We start from the raw sequence: 17,251 nt of genomic DNA, 5'->3' as shown, positions 1-17,251 counted from the left end.
GGCCAAGTCCACGATGCGGAATAACTCCATGCCGGTGCCGCAGGCGGCTGCGCGTGGACCGCCGCTTGTCAGCGCAGGCGGTTTTCCGCATCATGCTGCGCAACAACAAGGCTGCAGCTCCCCTGCCCGCGCCACGCGGGCTGCGACGAGATTGCGCAAAACGGGGAACGCTGTGACGGAGACCGACAACATCGTCGTCGAGACTGCGGAGAAGATCTTCGCCGACCTCGCCGATGCGCAGACCATCAACGCCGATAAATCCGGAAGCTGGAAAGCGCCGCTGTGGCAGGCGCTGAGTGAATCCGGCCTGCCGCTGTCGTGGGTATCGGACGAGTTCGGCGGCTCCGGCGCCAGCCTGGCCGAAGGATTCGGCGTGCTCAACGCCGCCGGCCGTGCCGGCCTCGCGGTGCCGCTCACTGAGACCATGCTGGCCGGCTGGCTGCTGGCGCAGGGCAAGCTCGCTTCGCCCGAAGGCACCATGACGGTCGCGCCGGCGCATCCCAAGGATCGCATCACACTCGCCGCCGACGGCACGCTCACCGGCCGCGCCCGCGGCGTGCCGTTCGGCCAGGACGCGCAGCACATCGCGGTGCTGGCGCAGGGCGCAAACGGCGTGTCGATCGCGCTGGTCGACGCCTCGGCCTGCCGCATCGACAAGGGCCTCGGCGTCGGCAACGACACGTCGGATGTCGTCAGCTTCGACAAGGTCAAGCCGCTGCAGCTTGCCGCCGCGCCGCAGGGCTTTACTGCAACCACGCTGCTGCTGATGGGCTCGGTCGCGCGCAGCCTGCAGATCGCCGGCGCGCTCGAAACGCTGCTGGAGATCAGCGTGCGCTACGCCAATGACCGCGTCGCATTCGAAAAGCCGATCAGCAAATTCCAGGCGGTGCAGCACAATCTCGCGAGACTCGCCGGCGAGACCTCGGCGGCGCTGGCGGCCGCGACCTCCGCGGCGGACGCGATCAGCAACGCCGAGTCATTCGACGACGCCATTTTCCTTGAAGCCGCCGCCGCCAAGATCCGCTGCGCCGAAGCGGCCGAGAAAGGCGCGGCGATCGCCCATCAGGTGCACGGCGCGATCGGCTTCACCTCCGAGCACATCCTGCATCGCTACTCGCTGCGCGCGCTCGCCTGGCGCGACGATTTCGGCAACGAAAGCCATTGGGCGGTCGAACTCGGCCGCATGGTGGCGGGGCGCGGCGCCGACGATCTGTGGCCGCTGGTCGCCTCGCGCTGACCGCAACAACTCAACGAGACACGCGATGACCGCTGCCCTCCGTTTCGATCCGATCCGCCTGCCGCCCGTCTGCGAAGAGCTGCGCAAGGAAGTCCGCGCCTTCCTCGCCGAGGAAATAGCCGCCGGCACCTTCGACCCGCACAAGCCGCAGCGCGAAGATTCCGATGCCCCGGAATTCTCCCGCCGCGTCGGCGAGCGCGGCTGGCTCGGCATGACTTGGCCGAAGCAATATGGCGGCCACGAGCGCACCTTCCTGGAACGCTACGTCGTCACCGAAGAGATGCGCGTCGCCAACGCGCCGACGCGGCGGTTCTTCGTCGCCGACCGGCAGAGCGGCCCGGTGCTGCTGAAATACGCGCCCGAGCACATCAAGATGGACATCCTGCCGCGGATCTGCCGCGGCGAATTGTGCTTCGCGATCGGCATGAGCGAGCCGAATTCGGGCTCGGATCTGTTCGCCGCCAAGACCAAGGCGACCAAGACCGACGGCGGCTATCTGATCAACGGTGCCAAGATCTGGACGACCTCGGCGCACATCGCCGACTACATGATCGCGATCTTCCGTACCTCGCCGCCCACCAAGGAAAACCGCCGGCACGGGCTGACGCAGTTCCTGGTGAACATGAAGTCGCCGGGCATCAAGGTGAACCCGATCGCGCAGCTCACCGGCCAGCACGAATTCAACGAGGTGGTGTTCACCGACGCCTTCGTGCCGGACGACCATGTGCTCGGCGAGATCGACGGCGCCTGGAAGCAGGCGACGTCCGAACTCGCTTACGAACGTTCCGGGCCGGAGCGCTTTCTGGAGACTTACTACGTGCTCACCGAATTGGTGCGCGCGCTCGGGCCGGAGCCGGACACCCGCGGCGCCGAGGGCATCGGCCGGCTGGTGGCGCAGCTGCACACCATGCGGCGGATGTCGGTGTCGGTCGCCGGAATGCTGCAGGCCGGCAAGGAGCCGGTGGTCGAAGCCTCGATCGTCAAGGACATCGGCACGATCTGGGAGCAGCAGCTGCCGCACCGCGTGCGCGAACTCTCCGCCTTCGTCGATGCGGAGAACTCCAACCACGCCACGCTGGACGAACTCACCGCATTCGCCACCAAGCTGGCGCCGAAACTCACCATCCAGGGCGGCACCACCGAGGTGCTGCGCGGCATCATCGCGCGCGGCCTCGGCCTGCGCTGAGCGCAGCGCGCCTCTCGAACCATTGAGGATTCACTGATGAGCAAGTTCACCGACATCGCGGTCGAAACCACCGGCCACGTCGCCTTGATCGAAATCCAGCGTCCGCCGCTGAACTTCTTCGACATCTCGCTGATCCAGCAGATCGCCAACGCGCTCGACGACATCGACGCCAATCCGGAAATCCGCGCCACCGTGCTGGCCGCGCAGGGCAAGGCGTTCTGCGCCGGCGCCAATTTCGGCGATCCGGCGCGCAAGGAAGTCGACGAAAAGGCCGCGCAGGGCGACCCGGCCGACAGCCTCGGCCAGATCGGACACTTGTATATGGAAGCGGTGCGGATCTTCCGTGCCAAGAAGCCGATTGTCGCCGCGGTGCACGGCGCCGCGATCGGCGGCGGCCTCGGCCTTGCGGTGTCGGCGGATTTCCGCATCACCTGTCCGGAAGCGCGCTTCGCCGCCAACTTCACCAAGCTCGGCTTCCATCCGGGCTTCGGCCTGACGGTGACGCTGCCGGAGCTGATCGGCAAGAACAACGCCGAGCTGATGTTCTACACCTCCCGCCGCGTCACCGGCGAAGAGGCGGTGAAGATGGGCCTCGCCAACGAGCTGGTGCCGTTGAATGAAGTGCGGAGCGCCGCGCTGAAACTGGCCCGCGAGATCGCCGAATGCTCGCCGCTCGGCCTGCTCTCCACCCGCGCGACGCTGCGCGCCGGCCTCGCCGACCGCGTCATGGAGGCCACCAAGCACGAGCTCGCCGAACAGACCCGGCTGCGCGCCACCGAAGACTTCAAGGAAGGCGTCAAGGCCACGGAAGAGCGCCGCGCCGCGAACTTCAAGGGGCGGTAGTTCTTACACCGGCCTCACGTTCGTCGTTCCGGGGCGCGCGCAGCGCGAGCGTCCCGGGGGGTGACGCCGGCTGGTGACTCGGACAAGCGCGAACAGGGCCGCGGCCGCAAGGGCCGCGAGCGAACGCGAGCCTTAGCGGAACGCCGAGAAGCGGCTGTCGAAATTGTTCGACGACACCACCGGCGCGGCGCCGGAGAGGGTGGCGGGCGCGGACGGCTTCAGCGCCGCGCTGGTGTCGACGCTCGGCTTGAGCTGCGGCTTGGCCGCCTGCCTGGGTTCGGCCGGCTTCGGCAGCGCCGCCTGCGGCCGCGGAGCGGGTTCGCTGCGGCGGGCACTGGTGACCTGCGAGGGCGAGGACGGCGTCGCGGTCGACGAGGTGGTTTCGCCGCTGCCCTTGTGGCTCATCCCGGACAGCAGGCCGCCGATATCGTCCTTCGACGCCGAGGCGACGCGCGGGCTGGCCGGCGCTGGCGTCGCGGCGACCGCGGTGGTTTCCGGCACGCGCAGCAGGTTATCGGACGGGCGGGGCGGATTGACGGTCGGCGGGATGGTGCCGGGCGCGCGCTCCATCGCCAGCGTCGAGCTGTCGCTGGACTCGGACAAGCCGGTCGAGCCATCCGGAATCTTCGAGGCGAAGATCTGGTTCATGCCGCCGTCGATGCCGGTGCGCATCCGCGCCACCGGGGTGCCCTTGGAGATCAGCTCGGCGAGCTGGGTCTGATCCTTCTGGTCCTTCTGCCGGACCGCGTCGGCGATGTCGGCCGGCACCGTATAGGCCGGGCACTTCGCCGAGGCGTTGAACTGCAGCGGCCGGTTGGTGCCGGGCAGCGGCGTCGCATCGAACACGTATTTATGTTCGCAGAAGTCGACCTTCGGCTCCTGCCGCGTCACCTCGAAATGGTCGTTGCCTTCCTTCAGCATCTTCCAGAACGGCATGTTCGGGTTGTTGCGATGCTTGGCGAAGTTGGCCGCCGTCATCTTGAACGGATAGGCCTGCAGCTGGAACGCGCGCTGGCCGCCGAAGAACGACTCGCGGCCGAGCGCGTAGATCTCGGCGATCTGCTCGTCGGTCATCGCGTAGCAGCCGCGCGACGAACAGTCGCCGTGCACCATCAGCTGCGACCCGGTGCGCCCCAGCGACTTGTCGAAGGCGTTCGGATAGCCGGTGTTGAACGACAGATAGTACGACGACTGCGGGTTCATCTGGCCCGGCGAGATCGAGTAGAAGCCTTCCGGCGCCTGGCGATCGCCCTCGCGGATCTTGGGGCCGAGATCGCCCGACCAGCGGCAGATCGGATAGGTCTTGAGCAGCTGGAATACGCCGGTGCGGTCCTGCTTCCAGACCTCGAGCTCGGCTTCCTGCTTGAACAGCCGCACCAGAATGGGCGACTGCAGGTCCATGTTCTTGTCCTGCATCGCCGCCACCAGCTTCGGCGGCACCGGCTGGTTGGCCTTGGCGTTGGTGGCGAGCGACATCTGATCGCTGTTGCAGCCGGCCAGCACCACGCTCGTCGCGATCGCGGCCGAAGCCAGCAGCGCGCGCAGCAGCGGAGTTCTCGTCACAGCGAAGCTCCCCGGACGATCGGAAAAGCTGCAGACCGGCTTGATCGGGTCAGCCGGCGCGCAGCTCGGTCCGTCGCTCTGACGCGATGGATTCCGGCCGGATTGGCTAGAATTTTATCGCGTGAATTTACCAAGATGCGCGGGACGTTTTCGCCTCGACACGGCGTATCCCGCACGCACGAAAGATTATCCTTAAGCCCCCGCCCTCGCAAGCCGATCGGCCGGACAGGCCGATTGCCGCGTTGGCATGGTCAAGGAACATTGAATCGGGCAGCCGCGGCGAAACTGCGGCCGGACCGGCCGATTTCAGGCGCAACAGAGCTGATGGTTAACCAAATCCCGAGGCCCGGGGGCCGACGGCTCAGGCCAGCTTGCGGCCGATCTCGAGGAATTTCTGCCGGCGCCGGTTGCGGATCGTCGCCGCGTCGAGGCCGTTCAGCTCGGCGAAGGCCGCCGCGATGGCGTCGCCGGTGGTGGCGATCATGCCGGCGGGATCGCGATGGGCGCCGCCCTTGGGCTCGGCCAGGATCTGGTCGATCACGCCAAACTTCAGCAGGTCCTGGGCGGTGATCTTCATCGAATTGGCGGCTTCCTGCGCCTTGGTGCCGTCGCGCCACAGGATCGAGGACGCAGCTTCAGGCGAGATCACGCTGTAGATCGCGTGTTCGAGCATCAGCACCTTGTTGGCGGTGGCGATCGCGATCGCGCCGCCGGAGCCGCCCTCGCCGATCACCACGGCGACGTTGGGCACGCCGAGCTGCAGGCAGGCGTCGGTCGAGCGCGCGATTGCCTCGGCCTGGCCGCGCTCCTCGGCGCCGATGCCCGGATAGGCGCCGGCGGTGTCGACCAGCGACAGCACCGGAATGCCGAAGCGGTCGGCCATCTCCATCAGCCGGACCGCCTTGCGATAGCCCTCGGGCCGCGCCATGCCGAAATTGTGCTTGAGCCGGGTCTCGGTCGAGGAGCCCTTCTCCTGGCCGATGACGCAGATGCTCTCGCCACGGAAACGGCCGAAACCGCCGATCAGCGCTTCGTCCTCGCCGAACTTGCGGTCGCCGGCCAAAGGCGTGAACTCGGTGATCAGCCCTTCGATATAGTCGACGCAATGCGGCCGCTGCGGATGGCGCGCCACCTGGGTCTTCTGCCACGGCGTCAGCGACGCGTAGAGCTCATTGAGGGCCTGGGCGGCCTTCTCTTCGATCTTGGCGACTTCCTCATGGATGTCGCTGCCCGAGGCGGCCAGCGCGCGCAGCTCGTCGATCTTGGAATCGAGTTCCGCGACCGGCTTTTCGAAATCGAGATAGCTGCGCATGGGCTCGGACATGATCGGAGACACGGGGGAGAGTTGCGGTGGCCGGACATCAGCCGGGCCCCGGCTTTTCGAACCAACAGCCCGGCAAGTCAAGCGGCTGGGACAGTCCGCCGCTTAGGCAATAGCAGCAATCGGGAAACCGCAGGCGCCGTGGGCGGAGGTCGGCAGGCGCACTGGCTGGCCCGGCGCATGAGCTCCCGCCTTCGCGCCAAAGGAGTAGCCCAACGCGCTCTACCAGCGCCGCGCGCAGCCGCGTTTCTTCTGACAAATCAGTCATTTGACTTTCGGCTGCAGATGGTGCGGAGCAGCACGGAGTTCCTCCACCGCGAAAGCCGCCCATGACCGTTTCCACCGACGCTTCGACCCCGAACGAGCCCAGCTATGTGCATCACCGCGGCCTGCGCTGGCTGCACTGGACCATGGCGATCCTGATCTTCGCGGCGATCGGGCTCGGCGTCGTCTCGGCCTATCTGCCGGCCGGGCAGGAGCCGCGCCGCAGCCTGCTGGAACTGCACAAATCGCTCGGCTTCACTATCCTGATCCTGCTGGTGCTGCGGATCGGCTGGCGGCTGGTGGTCGGCGAACCGGCGTTTCGCCAGCCGCTGGACCGCGTGACCCGGCTGGCGAGCCACGCCGGCCATCTGGCGCTGTACGGCCTGATGCTGTTCATGCCGATCAGCGGCTATTTATATTCGGGCGCCGGTGGCTATTCGCTGCCATGGTTCGGGCTGTTCCAATGGCCGCGGCTGGTGCCACGCGATCCGGCGCTGTCGCATCTTGGCGAAGTGCTGCACGACCGCGCCGCCTGGGTGCTCGGGGCGGTGCTGGTGCTGCATCTTGCGGCCGTCGCCTGGCATCATTTCGTCAAGCGCGACGAGGTGCTGTCGCGGATGACCGGGCGCCGCGCCGGCGATTAATGGCCTTCGGCGAGCGGGTGCAGGTCGCGCACCAGGCTCTTCAGCCGGTCCTCGACCACATGGGTGTAGATCTGCGTGGTCGAGATATCGCTGTGGCCGAGCAGGGTCTGGACGATGCGCAGATCGGCGCCGTTGTGCAGCAGATGGCTGGCGAAGGCGTGGCGCAGCACGTGCGGGCTGACCAGCCGCGGTGACAGCCCGGCGCGCGCCGCCAGATCCTTGAGATCGCGGGCGAAATGCTGGCGGGTCAGATGCCCGCTCTCGCCGAAGGACGGAAACAGCCATTTCGACGGAGGTGCCTGCTTGGCCCCCTTGGCGGCGGCCTTCGCGGCCGCATCGCTCGCCGCCAGGTAAGACGCCATCGCCTGCTTGGAGGAGCCGTTGAGCGGCACCAGCCGCTCCTTGTCGCCTTTGCCGCGGACCACGATCATCCGGGCATCGCGGCGCGCCGCCGACAGCGGCAGCGACACCAGCTCGGAGACGCGCAGCCCGGTGGCGTAGAGAACTTCCAGCAGGCAATAGAGCCGCAGCGCGCGCAGCCGGGCCGGCCCTTCGGCCGCCTCGGCCTCCTGCCGGGCGCAGTCCAGCAGCCGGTCGACATCGGCGATCGACAGCACTTTTGGCAGGCCGCGGCCGCGCTTGGGGCCGGACAGGATCGCGGCCGGATCGTCGGCGCGGATCCGCTCGCTCAGCAGAAATCGAAACAGATGCCGCAGTGACGACAGCCGCCGCGCCACGCTGGAGGTGGCGAAGCCGCGCTTGTCGAGGTCGGACAGATAGCCGCGCAGCGCCTCGGTATCGGCGGAGGCGAGGCTGTGGCGGCGGCGCGCCAGATAGGCCGACAGATCGGCGAGATCACGCCGATAGGCGTCGATGGTGTTCTCCGACGCGCCCTGCTCGGCGGCGATCATGTCGAGAAACAGCTCGCTCAGCCCGGCGTCCGAATAGGAAGCGGGCCGCAGCGGCGCGGCTTCGCCCGGCTCGGGGGCCGCAGCCGAAGGGGGCGCGCTGGTGCTGGTTCGCGGTCGTCGCATCGGTCGAGCCTCGGGTCTGGCGTCGTTCGACTACGCTTACGCGCTATTTCTTGAGAAATTTATCCGGCTGCACCACCACCGTCATCTCCCGCTCTTTCGGGCTGACGAAATTGGCGAGGGCGAAGATCGTTCCGTAGATAATACCGCCGATCACCGCGACGACCGACAGAAAGCGGAACAAGGTAGGCATTTCGGCGAATCTCGGCGGCGTGGAACGCGCATGCGCGGGTCCCGGACGATGACCATGTTCGTCCACGGGAGGCAAGAGACTCTGGCAGGTGGAGCGATCGCAGTAGTATAGCTGGCCGTTCCGGGCTCCAGCCGAGCCCGCCCAGAGCTATGAGCACCGTGCCAATGTCCGAAACCGCACCGACGGCCGTCGCCGCCAGGTCCCAGCAGGAAGCCGAGGTCGTTGCGGCGCTGGGCGAGCGTGCGGTCGTGCTCGTCGGTATGATGGGCGCCGGCAAGTCGACGGTCGGCCGCCGGCTGGCGCTGCGGCTGGGCCTGCCGTTCCTCGACGCCGACACCGAGATCGAGAATGCGGCGGCGATGACCATCCCGGAAATCTTCGAGACCCATGGCGAGCCGCATTTCCGCGACGGCGAGGCCCGGGTGATCGCGCGGCTGCTCGACGGCGGCGCCAAGGTGCTGGCGACCGGCGGCGGCGCCTTCATGCGCGAAGAGACCCGCGATCGCATCCGCGACAAGGCGGTGTCGATGTGGCTCGAAGCCGAAGCCGACGTCATCCTGCGCCGGGTCAAGCGCCGCGCCGACCGGCCGCTGCTGAAGACGCCGGATCCGGCCGGCACCATCGCGCGGCTGATCGAAGAGCGCTATCCGGTGTATCGCGCCGCCGACATCACCATCGCGTCGCGCGACGTGCCGCACGAGAAGATCGTCGACGAATGCGTCGCGGCGCTGCACGACTATCTGTGTGGCGCCTCCCCAACCCTGAGCGAGACCCCATGACCGCGCCGCTGAACCATTCCGCCCCGATCACCGTCGAGGTCGCACTCGGCGACCGCGCCTATGACATCGTGATCGGCCGCGACGTGCTCGGCTCGCTCGGCGAACGGATCGCCAGGCTGCGCCCCGGCGCCCGCACCGCGATCGTCACCGACCATACCGTGGCGAAGAGCTGGCTGAAGCCGACCGAAGAGATCCTCGACAAGGCCGGCATCGCCCACACCAGCATCGTGGTCGGCGAGGGCGAAAGCTCCAAGACCTATGCGGGGTTGCAACAGGTCAGCGAAGCGCTGATCGCCGCCAAGATCGAGCGCAACGATCTCGTCATCGCGCTCGGCGGCGGCGTGGTCGGCGATCTCGCCGGCTTCGCGGCGTCGATCCTGCGCCGCGGCGTCGATTTCGTGCAGGTGCCGACCTCGCTGCTGGCGCAGGTCGATTCCTCAGTGGGCGGCAAAACCGGCATCAACTCGCCGCAGGGCAAGAATCTGCTCGGCGCATTTCATCAGCCGGTGCTGGTGATCGCCGACACCGCCGTACTCGACACGCTGTCGCCGCGGCAGTTCCGCGCCGGCTATGCGGAAGTCGCCAAATATGGCGCGCTCGGCGACGAGGCGTTCTTCGCCTGGCTGGAAGCCAACCACGCCGACATCTTCAGCGGCGGCGCGGCGCGCGAACACGCTATCGCGACCTCGTGCCGCGCCAAGGCCGGCATCGTGGCGCGCGACGAGCGCGAGAACGGCGAGCGCGCATTGCTCAATCTCGGCCACACCTTCGGCCACGCCCTGGAAGCCGCCACCGGCTTCTCCGACCGGCTGTTCCACGGCGAGGGCGTGGCGATCGGCATGGTGCTGGCGGCGCAGTTCTCGGCGGCGCGCGGCATGATGCCGGAGACCGACGCGGTGCGGTTACAAAGCCATCTCGCCGAGGTCGGCCTGCCGACGCAGCTGCAGGACATCGCCGGCTTCCCCCAGGAGGGCCTGGCGGATGCCGACGCGCTGATGACGCTGATGACCCAGGACAAGAAGGTCAAACGCGGCAAGCTCACCTTCATTCTGATGGAAGGAATCGGCCGCGCGGTGATCGCCAATGACGTCGATCCCGCGCCGGTGCGAGACTTCCTGCACGGCAAGCTCGCAGAGGCGTAAACGCCGCGGCGCGGATCGCTTGTCCGCGCGAACCAAAGAGCCCGATGAGCCCGATCCTTTCCAACGTCCTGATCGCAGCGCTGCTGCTGATCGCCAATGCGTTCTACGTCGCGGCCGAGTTTGCGCTGGTGCGCAGCCGCGGCTTCCGCATCAAGGCGATGGCGGAGAAGCGCCAGTTCGGCGCGCGGCTGCTGCAGCAGATCCTCGACAATGTCGAAGCCTACCTCGCCTGCTGCCAGCTCGGCATCACCATGGCGTCGCTCGGCCTCGGCTGGGTCGGCGAGCCAACCGTGGCGGCGCTGCTCGCGCCGCTGCTGGAGCCGCTCGGCATTTCCGAATCGGCGCAGCACTTCATCGCCTTCATCGGCGGCTTCCTGTTCTTCTCGTCGCTGCACATCGTGATCGGCGAGCAGGTGCCGAAGACGCTGGCGATCCGCCAGCCCGAGCCGGTGTCGCAGTGGATCGCCTATCCGCTGCACGTCTCCTACATCCTGCTGTATCCGCTGAACTGGCTGCTGAACCAGGCCTCGCGCGGCATCCTGCGGCTGCTCGGCGTCGAGGAGAATTCCGAGCACGAGATTTTGACCGACGTCGAGATCGAGGGGCTGGTCGGCCAGTCGGCCGAGCACGGCAAGATCGAGAGCGGCGAGGCCGAGTACATCCAGAACGTGTTCAAGTTCGGCGAGCTCGTGGTGTCGGACGTGATGGTTCATCGCACCTCGATGGTCACCATCAACGCCGATCTGCCGACCGAGCAGCTGGTCAAGGAAGTGCTGGCGACCGAATACACCCGCGTGCCGCTGTGGCGCGACAAGTCGGAGAACATCGTCGGCGTGCTGCACGCCAAGGACCTGCTGCGCGCGCTGCGCGAGGCGGACGGCGACGCCTCCAAGATCGACATCGGCAAAATCGCGCTGTCGCCGTGGTTCGTGCCGGAATTGCGGCTGGTGTCCGAACAGCTGAAGGCGTTCCGCGCCCGCAAGACTCACTTCGCTCTGGTGGTCGACGAATACGGCGAAGTCGAAGGCATGGTGACGCTCGAGGACATTCTCGAGGAAATCGTCGGCGACATTTCGGACGAGCACGACGTCGTGGTCGCGGGCGTCCGCGCCCAGCCCGACGGCTCAGTGGTGGTCGACGGCTCGGTGCCGATCCGCGACCTCAACCGCGCGATGGATTGGGAGCTGCCGGACGACGAAGCCACGACGATCGCCGGCCTGGTGATTCACGAGGCCCGCTCGATCCCGGTACGCGGCCAGAGCTTCACCTTTCACGGCTTCCGCTTCCGCGTCCTGCGCCGCGAGCGCAACCGCATCACCGCACTACGCATCGTGCCGGTCGAGCGCGAGACCAAAGCCGAACTCGTCGACAAGAAGAAAGCCAAGCGCGCGCGGATCGGTCAGGCGAACTGACGACGTCAGCACGCGACGCCGTCTCAAAAGAGATTGCCGTCGACCCCGCCGAGACCTACGCTTCGCCGGGAGCTTTGGCCTTGATGGCGAGCGCATGCACGCCGGCTTTCAGTTCCGCGGCCAGCAGCTCGTTGACCATGCGATGACGATCGAGGCGGCTCTTGCCGGCGAAGGCGCCCGACACGATATTCACCCGGAAATGAGACTCACTCCGGCCCGAATGGCCGGCATGACCTTCATGCAGGTTGGATTCGTCGATGACGTCGAGGCTTTCCGGCGCGAAAGCTTCGCGCAACTTCTGTGTGAGAGTATCCTTGACGCTCATGGTTCGGCCGTCGCTAGGTTCGTCGCTGCGCTTCGGCCATCAACCCGGGGCTCCCCGATAATGTCAAGACTTGAAGCGCAACGCGGAGCGTAGTCAAAGTCCCCCATGCCCATCGACTCGTCCAAATTCTTCGACAAGATCCGTATCAAGCCGGCCAAGGCCGCGGCGGCCCGTGAAGCCGCGCGCGAACAGGTGGTGATGTGCGACGCGCCGGGCTGCGCCAATCGCGGCGCGCATCGCGCTCCGAAAGGCCGCGGGCTGGAGAAGGATTACTGGCACTTCTGCCTCAACCACGTCCGCGAGTACAACCAGGGCTACAATTTCTTCGAAGGCATGAACGCCGACGCGGTCGCGCGCTATCAGAAAGACGCGCTGACCGGCCATCGCCCGACCTGGAAGATGGGCCAGAACGGCGCCAAGAGCCGCGCCCGCAGCCCCGAGGATATCGAGGGTGCGGCCGATCCGTTCAACGTGTTCGGCGAGATCAACGGCCGCAGCCGCTGGCGGCGCGGGCCCGATCCGTCGGAGCAGACCAAGTCGGAGCCGCGCAAGGTGTTCAACGCCGAACGCAAGGCGCTGCAGGTGATGGGGCTCGACTCCGACGCCACGCTCGAGGTGGTGAAGGCGAAGTACAAGGCGCTGGTCAAGCAGCATCACCCCGACGCCAATGGCGGCGACCGCTCGACCGAAGACCGCCTGATCGAGATCATCAAGGCCTACAACTATCTGAAGACGGTGGTCCGGAGCTGATCCGGGCGGGCTTCGGCGGCCGAGCCCCGAGGCGTCGAACGCCCTTTACTTTGACAGCGCGCCGCCTTGGCGCCGTCGCCACAGCAGCCATCCCGCCGCGACCAGCACCGCACCGACCCCCGCCACCACCGGCAGCCAATGGTGCAGCCGGCCGTGGGATTGCTCCAGCGCGCTGGCGGCGACCACGCCGGGGAGCACATGGGCCGGCGCCCAGAGCAGGATCGCCGGGATGTTGATGGCGAAGAACCGTGCCGGCGCCATCTGCAGCGCGCCGGCCGTGACCGGCACGAAGGCGCGGATCGGCGGCACGAAGCGCGCGAACAGCACCGCCCAGCCGCCGAACCGCTGGAAGAAGGCCTCGGCGCGCGCCACCAGCTCCGGATGCCGCGACATCGGCCAGGCCGACAGGATGCGGCGTTGCTCGCGGTGGCCGAGCCAATAGGCGGTGCCGTCGCCGAGCGCAGCGCCGGCTGCGGCCGCGGCCAGCACGCTCAGCAGATCGAGCTGCCCGCCCGGGATCAGCGCGCTCAGCGCCAGAATGATGGTCGAACCGGGCACCAGCGAGCCGAGCACCGGCACGGCCTCCAGCAGCGCCGCCAGGAACAGCACCAGATAGGCGAGGCCGCGATGCGCGGACGCGAAGGCGATCAGGGAATCGAAAAAGGCATCCAACGAGAGCGCTCCGGAGCCGGACAGCGGGAGTGAGGCCAGCCTATGCGACTGCACCTTAGGAAAGTTTGCAAGTCTTCGGCGGCCGCCGGCAAACCCGGCGATCCGCTCACGCGGTTTCGCAAGGCAGCCTTTCAAAATCCCGCGCCACCGCCTATCTCAATGATAGATCGACGGAACTTTGATCATGCAGCGGGCTTCTGCCAATCGCGGCTCTCTGCTAGGTTTGAATCCGCACTCAACCGCATCCACCACCAGAGATCGGGTTTCGGGCGCGTCCGGGACCACGGAGGATTGATGACCGCCGCCACGACCACAGCCCAGGAGACCACCGGCCTGCCAGACATGAAGGTGTCGGTTCGCCAGGTCTTCGGCATCGACAGCGACCTCGAAGTTCCGGCTTTCTCCGAAGTCGACCCGCATGTGCCGGACGCCGATCCGGATTACCGCTTCGATCGCGCCACCACACTCGCCATCCTGGCCGGCTTCGCCCGCAACCGCCGCGTCATGGTCACGGGCTTTCACGGCACCGGCAAGTCGACCCATATCGAGCAGGTCGCTGCGCGGCTGAACTGGCCCTGCGTCCGCGTCAACCTCGACAGCCACATCAGCCGTATCGACCTCGTCGGCAAGGACTCGATCGTGGTCCGTGACGGCAAGCAGGTCACCGAATTCCGTGACGGCATCCTGCCCTGGGCGCTGCAGCACAACGTCGCTCTGGTATTCGACGAATACGACGCCGGCCGCCCTGACGTGATGTTCGTGATTCAGCGCGTGCTGGAAGTCTCGGGCCGGCTGACGCTGCTCGACCAGAACAAGGTGATCAAGCCGCACCCGGCGTTCCGGCTGTTCGCGACCGCCAACACCATCGGGCTCGGCGATACGTCGGGCCTGTATCACGGCACGCAGCAGATCAACCAGGGCCAGATGGACCGCTGGTCGATCGTCACCACGCTGAACTATCTGCCGCACGACGAGGAAGTCGAGATCGTGCTGGCCAAGGCCAAGCACTATCGCAACGCCGAAGGCCGCGACATCGTCAACAAGATGGTGCGGCTCGCCGACCTGACCCGCAACGCCTTCGCCAATGGCGATCTGTCGACGGTGATGAGCCCGCGCACGGTGATCACCTGGTCGGAGAATGCCGAGATCTTCGGCGACATCGGCTTCGCGTTCCGCGTCACGTTCTTGAACAAATGCGACGAACTGGAGCGCCCGCTGGTGGCCGAATTCTACCAGCGCTGCTTCAACGCCGAGCTACCGGAAAGCTCGGTCAACGTGGCGATGAGCTGATCCAAACAGCCTCTCCCTGCTCGCGGGGAGAGGCGGAAGGGTGGCCATGACGACAGACACCAAGCTGCGCAGTTATTCGACCGAGCAGGCAGCAGCGGTCAGCCGTAGCTATGAGGACGACTTCTTCGGCTGGGTCGAGGATCAGGTTGCCCTCCTCAAGGCTGGCCGCGTCGACCGAGCCGATGTGATCAACATCGCGGATGAGCTTTCTGCCGTGGGCAACGAACATTATGAGAAGCTCGAAAGCGCGGTACGGATTGTTCTCCTTCATCTGTTGAAATGGGATTACCAGCCGGATCGTCGGTCGCGAAGTTGGGTCCTGTCGATCGCTGAGCATCGCCGCCGAATCGTTCGAGTATTGCGCAAGAATCCCAGCCTCAAGCCGCATATCGAAGAAGCGACAGGCGAGGCCTATGAAGATGCCCGCGGCGATGCGATGAACGAGACGGGCCTGGTCGCGACGATTTTTCCGAAACAGTGCCCCTATGACTGGTCCGCGATCACTGCTCGGACCATCGAATGGGACGATGTCCGATCGCCGGAATAGCAACGATCGGTTGGAGTGCTGGTTAAGCTGATGACGACATCCAACACCAAACTTCGCACCGGATCCAAGGAAGCGCCGACTGAGCCGTTCAAGCGGGCGGTGACGTCGTGCCTGCGGGCGATCGCCAAATCGCCGGAGCTGGAAGTCACCTTCGCAGCCGAGCGTCCCGGGCTGGCTCCGGGCAAAGCCCGGCTCCCCGAGCCCGCGCGAAAAATGAGCAAGCGCGACGCGGCGATCGTGCGCGGCCACGCGGACTCGATCGCGCTCAAGCTCGCCTGTCACGATCCGAAAGTGCATCGCAAGCTGATGCCGGGCAATCCGCAGGCGCGCGGCGTGTTCGAGGCGGTCGAGCAGGCCCGCGTCGAAGCGCTGGGGTCGCGGCGCATGGCGGGCGTCGCCAAGAACCTCACCGCGATGCTCGACGATCACTTCCACCGCGGCAAGTTCGACGAGATCACCGACCGCGCCGATGCGCCGCTGCCGGATGCGTTGGCGATGCTGGTGCGCGAGCGCCTGACCGGGCTGGCGCCGCCCGCGGCGGCCAAGAAGCTGGTCGATTTGTGGCGGCCGGTGCTCGAAGACAAGATCGGGCCGCGGCTCGATCAGCTCGCACGTTTCGCCGAGGACCAGGCGAAGTTCGGCGACGCCATCCACGACCTGCTCGACGTCCTCGAACTCGGCGACGAGCGCGACAGCGAGTCGGATGAGGAAGAGAACCAGGACGACAAGCAGGACGGCGAGAACGATCAGTCCGGCGCCGAAGGCGAGCCGCAGGGCGAAGCCGCGCAGGAGATGACCACCGAACAGGCCGAGACCTCGACCGACGAGATGAGCGACAGCGCGATGGAAAGCGCGCAGGCCTCGGCGTCGGATACGTTCGACGATTCCGAAATGGGCGAGGACGAGACCCCCGGCGAAGCGACGCGGCCCAACAACCGCGGCGCCAACGAGCCGCGCGGCCCGGAGTATCACGCCTACGCGCCGAAATTCGACGAAGTCGTCGCCGCCGAAGATCTCTGCGACCACGACGAGCTCGAGCGGCTGCGCAGTTATCTGGACAAGCAGCTGGCGCATCTGCAGGGCATCGTCGCGCGCCTGGCCAACCGGCTGCAGCGCCGCCTGATGGCGCAGCAGAACCGCGCCTGGGACTTCGACCTCGAAGAAGGCATCCTCGATCCGGCGCGGCTGTCGCGCGTCGTCACCGACCCGTTCCACCCGCTCTCGTTCATGAACGAGAAGGAAGCGACCTTCCGCGACACCGTGGTGACGCTGCTGCTCGACAATTCCGGTTCGATGCGCGGCCGGCCGATCACCGTGGCGGCGACCTGCGCGGATATTCTGGCGCGCACGCTGGAGCGTTGCGGCGTCAAGGTCGAGATCCTCGGCTTCACGACGCGTGCCTGGAAGGGCGGGCAATCGCGCGAGGCGTGGCTGGCCGCCGGCAAACCGGCCAATCCGGGCCGGCTCAACGATCTGCGCCACATCATCTACAAATCGGCTGACGCGCCGTGGCGGCGTGCGCGCAAGAATCTCGGGCTGATGATGCGCGAGGGGCTGCTGAAAGAGAACATCGACGGCGAGGCGCTCGACTGGGCGCACAAGCGGCTGCTCGGCCGGCCCGAACAGCGGAAGATCCTGATGATGATCTCGGACGGCGCGCCGGTCGACGACTCGACGCTGTCGGTCAACCCCGGCAACTACCTCGAGCGGCACCTGCGCCACATCATCGAGGAGATCGAGACCCGCTCGCCGGTTGAATTGATCGCCATCGGCATCGGCCACGACGTGACGCGCTATTATCGCCGCGCCGTCACCATCGTCGACGCCGAAGAACTCGGCGGCGCCATCACCGAGAAGCTCGCCGAGCTGTTCAGCGAAACTGCGGTGGCGCCGCCCTCTCCCGGCAAGCCGCGCCGCCGGCTGCATTCGTGAGCGCGCGCGAAGCGCGATGAGGCACCTGCACCTTCGCCCCGCTGAGCCGCTGGATCACAGCGCGAGCGACGGGGAAGGCGCGCTCCCTCCCCCCTTGCAGGGGAGGGTCGGGGTGGGGGG

General features: G+C 66.9%; 17 protein-coding genes. 11 read left to right on the top strand and 6 right to left on the bottom strand.

The window, feature by feature from the left end:
• The first annotated feature begins 172 nt into the window (after positions 1-172).
• From IP86_RS01745 to IP86_RS01735, 3 genes are read left to right on the top strand one after another with little or no spacing between them, the layout of a single operon-like run.
• Positions 173-1,237 carry an acyl-CoA dehydrogenase family protein gene (locus IP86_RS01745; protein WP_054160850.1) on the top strand — a complete coding sequence of 355 codons (1,065 nt, stop codon included), beginning with the start codon at positions 173-175 and terminating at the stop codon, positions 1,235-1,237.
• Between the two features lie 25 nt (positions 1,238-1,262).
• Positions 1,263-2,423: an acyl-CoA dehydrogenase family protein gene (locus IP86_RS01740; protein ID WP_054160849.1), complete on the top strand. Its 1,161-nt coding sequence runs from the start codon at positions 1,263-1,265 to the stop codon at positions 2,421-2,423.
• A gap of 36 nt (positions 2,424-2,459) precedes the next feature.
• Positions 2,460-3,266, top strand: coding sequence for an enoyl-CoA hydratase/isomerase family protein (locus tag IP86_RS01735; RefSeq protein ID WP_054160848.1), 807 nt, complete (start codon positions 2,460-2,462; stop codon positions 3,264-3,266).
• A gap of 132 nt (positions 3,267-3,398) precedes the next feature.
• Here IP86_RS01735 and IP86_RS01730 read toward each other — a convergent pair whose 3' ends face one another.
• The gene (locus IP86_RS01730; protein WP_054160847.1) at positions 3,399-4,829 is read right to left on the bottom strand and encodes a L,D-transpeptidase family protein; all 1,431 of its coding nucleotides are present in this window, start codon (positions 4,827-4,829) and stop codon (positions 3,399-3,401) included.
• Positions 4,830-5,190: 361 nt separating this feature from the next.
• Complete coding sequence (locus tag IP86_RS01725) at positions 5,191-6,153, bottom strand: acetyl-CoA carboxylase carboxyltransferase subunit alpha (RefSeq protein ID WP_054160846.1); 963 nt, start codon at positions 6,151-6,153, stop codon at positions 5,191-5,193.
• Between the two features lie 326 nt (positions 6,154-6,479).
• Between IP86_RS01725 and IP86_RS01720 the strand changes: the two genes are divergently transcribed.
• A complete protein-coding gene (locus IP86_RS01720; protein WP_054160845.1) occupies positions 6,480-7,058 on the top strand; it encodes a cytochrome b in 579 nt (192 codons plus the stop codon).
• Here IP86_RS01720 and xerD read toward each other — a convergent pair.
• Both xerD and IP86_RS01710 read right to left on the bottom strand, forming a co-directional pair.
• Positions 7,055-8,092, bottom strand: coding sequence for a site-specific tyrosine recombinase XerD (gene xerD / locus IP86_RS01715; protein WP_082363726.1), 1,038 nt, complete (start codon positions 8,090-8,092; stop codon positions 7,055-7,057). The two genes, IP86_RS01720 and xerD, sit on opposite strands and share 4 nt — an antisense overlap.
• A 43-nt stretch (positions 8,093-8,135) precedes the next feature.
• Positions 8,136-8,282, bottom strand: a complete 147-nt coding sequence (locus tag IP86_RS01710; protein WP_054160844.1) for a hypothetical protein — start codon at positions 8,280-8,282, stop codon at positions 8,136-8,138.
• A 164-nt stretch (positions 8,283-8,446) separates the two neighbouring features.
• On the opposite strand from IP86_RS01710, the gene IP86_RS01705 reads away from it, so the two are divergent.
• Genes IP86_RS01705 through IP86_RS01695 form a run of 3 tightly spaced genes read left to right on the top strand, consistent with a single transcriptional unit; the run spans position 8,447 to position 11,615 of the window.
• A complete protein-coding gene (locus tag IP86_RS01705) occupies positions 8,447-9,061 on the top strand; it encodes a shikimate kinase (RefSeq protein WP_054160860.1) in 615 nt (204 codons plus the stop codon).
• On the top strand, positions 9,058-10,203 hold the full coding sequence (aroB, locus tag IP86_RS01700) for a 3-dehydroquinate synthase (RefSeq protein WP_054160843.1): 1,146 nt from the start codon (positions 9,058-9,060) through the stop codon (positions 10,201-10,203). Before IP86_RS01705 ends, aroB begins: the two co-directional genes overlap by 4 nt.
• Positions 10,204-10,247: 44 nt before the next feature.
• Complete coding sequence (locus tag IP86_RS01695; protein ID WP_054160842.1) at positions 10,248-11,615, top strand: HlyC/CorC family transporter; 1,368 nt, start codon at positions 10,248-10,250, stop codon at positions 11,613-11,615.
• A 55-nt stretch (positions 11,616-11,670) separates the two neighbouring features.
• On the opposite strand, the gene IP86_RS01690 is transcribed toward IP86_RS01695, so the two are convergent.
• Complete coding sequence (locus IP86_RS01690) at positions 11,671-11,940, bottom strand: BolA family protein (RefSeq protein ID WP_054160841.1); 270 nt, start codon at positions 11,938-11,940, stop codon at positions 11,671-11,673.
• 105 nt (positions 11,941-12,045) lie between these two features.
• Here IP86_RS01690 and IP86_RS01685 point away from each other — a divergent pair, with 105 nt between their 5' ends.
• Entirely contained in the window at positions 12,046-12,690 is a 645-nt protein-coding gene (locus IP86_RS01685; RefSeq protein WP_054160840.1) for a J domain-containing protein, read from the top strand.
• A gap of 45 nt (positions 12,691-12,735) precedes the next feature.
• Here the strand turns inward: IP86_RS01685 and IP86_RS01680 are convergent, their stop codons facing one another.
• On the bottom strand, positions 12,736-13,362 hold the full coding sequence (locus IP86_RS01680) for a DedA family protein (RefSeq protein WP_054160859.1): 627 nt from the start codon (positions 13,360-13,362) through the stop codon (positions 12,736-12,738).
• A gap of 294 nt (positions 13,363-13,656) precedes the next feature.
• On the opposite strand from IP86_RS01680, the gene cobS reads away from it, so the two are divergent.
• The 3 genes from cobS to cobT are packed head-to-tail and all read left to right on the top strand — an operon-like array spanning position 13,657 to position 17,131.
• Positions 13,657-14,652, top strand: a complete 996-nt coding sequence (cobS, locus tag IP86_RS01675; protein ID WP_054160839.1) for a cobaltochelatase subunit CobS — start codon at positions 13,657-13,659, stop codon at positions 14,650-14,652.
• Positions 14,653-14,698: 46 nt separating this feature from the next.
• On the top strand, positions 14,699-15,199 hold the full coding sequence (locus IP86_RS01670; protein ID WP_054160838.1) for a DUF29 domain-containing protein: 501 nt from the start codon (positions 14,699-14,701) through the stop codon (positions 15,197-15,199).
• A gap of 30 nt (positions 15,200-15,229) precedes the next feature.
• Complete coding sequence (gene cobT / locus IP86_RS01665) at positions 15,230-17,131, top strand: cobaltochelatase subunit CobT (protein WP_054160858.1); 1,902 nt, start codon at positions 15,230-15,232, stop codon at positions 17,129-17,131.
• The last annotated feature ends 120 nt before the right edge of the window (positions 17,132-17,251 follow it).

The sequence above is a fragment of the Rhodopseudomonas sp. AAP120 genome, from assembly GCF_001295845.1.
Lineage (GTDB): Bacteria > Pseudomonadota > Alphaproteobacteria > Rhizobiales > Xanthobacteraceae > Rhodopseudomonas.
Note: the sequence above shows the minus strand (reverse complement) of the source record. Positions and strands in the feature narration are given on the sequence as shown.

What these genes read in the sequence shown, in the direction of transcription:
- IP86_RS01725 (WP_054160846.1), bottom strand. Translation starts at nt 6,153, where the DNA reads ATGTCCGAGCCCATGCGCAGCTATCTCGATTTCGAAAAGCCGGTCGCG.
- IP86_RS01720 (WP_054160845.1), top strand. Translation starts at nt 6,480, where the DNA reads ATGACCGTTTCCACCGACGCTTCGACCCCGAACGAGCCCAGCTATGTG.
- IP86_RS01740 (WP_054160849.1), top strand. Translation starts at nt 1,263, where the DNA reads ATGACCGCTGCCCTCCGTTTCGATCCGATCCGCCTGCCGCCCGTCTGC.
- IP86_RS01710 (WP_054160844.1), bottom strand. Translation starts at nt 8,282, where the DNA reads ATGCCTACCTTGTTCCGCTTTCTGTCGGTCGTCGCGGTGATCGGCGGT.
- IP86_RS01685 (WP_054160840.1), top strand. Translation starts at nt 12,046, where the DNA reads ATGCCCATCGACTCGTCCAAATTCTTCGACAAGATCCGTATCAAGCCG.
- aroB (WP_054160843.1), top strand. Translation starts at nt 9,058, where the DNA reads ATGACCGCGCCGCTGAACCATTCCGCCCCGATCACCGTCGAGGTCGCA.
- IP86_RS01670 (WP_054160838.1), top strand. Translation starts at nt 14,699, where the DNA reads ATGACGACAGACACCAAGCTGCGCAGTTATTCGACCGAGCAGGCAGCA.
- IP86_RS01705 (WP_054160860.1), top strand. Translation starts at nt 8,447, where the DNA reads ATGTCCGAAACCGCACCGACGGCCGTCGCCGCCAGGTCCCAGCAGGAA.
- cobS (WP_054160839.1), top strand. Translation starts at nt 13,657, where the DNA reads ATGACCGCCGCCACGACCACAGCCCAGGAGACCACCGGCCTGCCAGAC.
- cobT (WP_054160858.1), top strand. Translation starts at nt 15,230, where the DNA reads ATGACGACATCCAACACCAAACTTCGCACCGGATCCAAGGAAGCGCCG.
- xerD (WP_082363726.1), bottom strand. Translation starts at nt 8,092, where the DNA reads ATGCGACGACCGCGAACCAGCACCAGCGCGCCCCCTTCGGCTGCGGCC.
- IP86_RS01695 (WP_054160842.1), top strand. Translation starts at nt 10,248, where the DNA reads ATGAGCCCGATCCTTTCCAACGTCCTGATCGCAGCGCTGCTGCTGATC.
- IP86_RS01690 (WP_054160841.1), bottom strand. Translation starts at nt 11,940, where the DNA reads ATGAGCGTCAAGGATACTCTCACACAGAAGTTGCGCGAAGCTTTCGCG.
- IP86_RS01735 (WP_054160848.1), top strand. Translation starts at nt 2,460, where the DNA reads ATGAGCAAGTTCACCGACATCGCGGTCGAAACCACCGGCCACGTCGCC.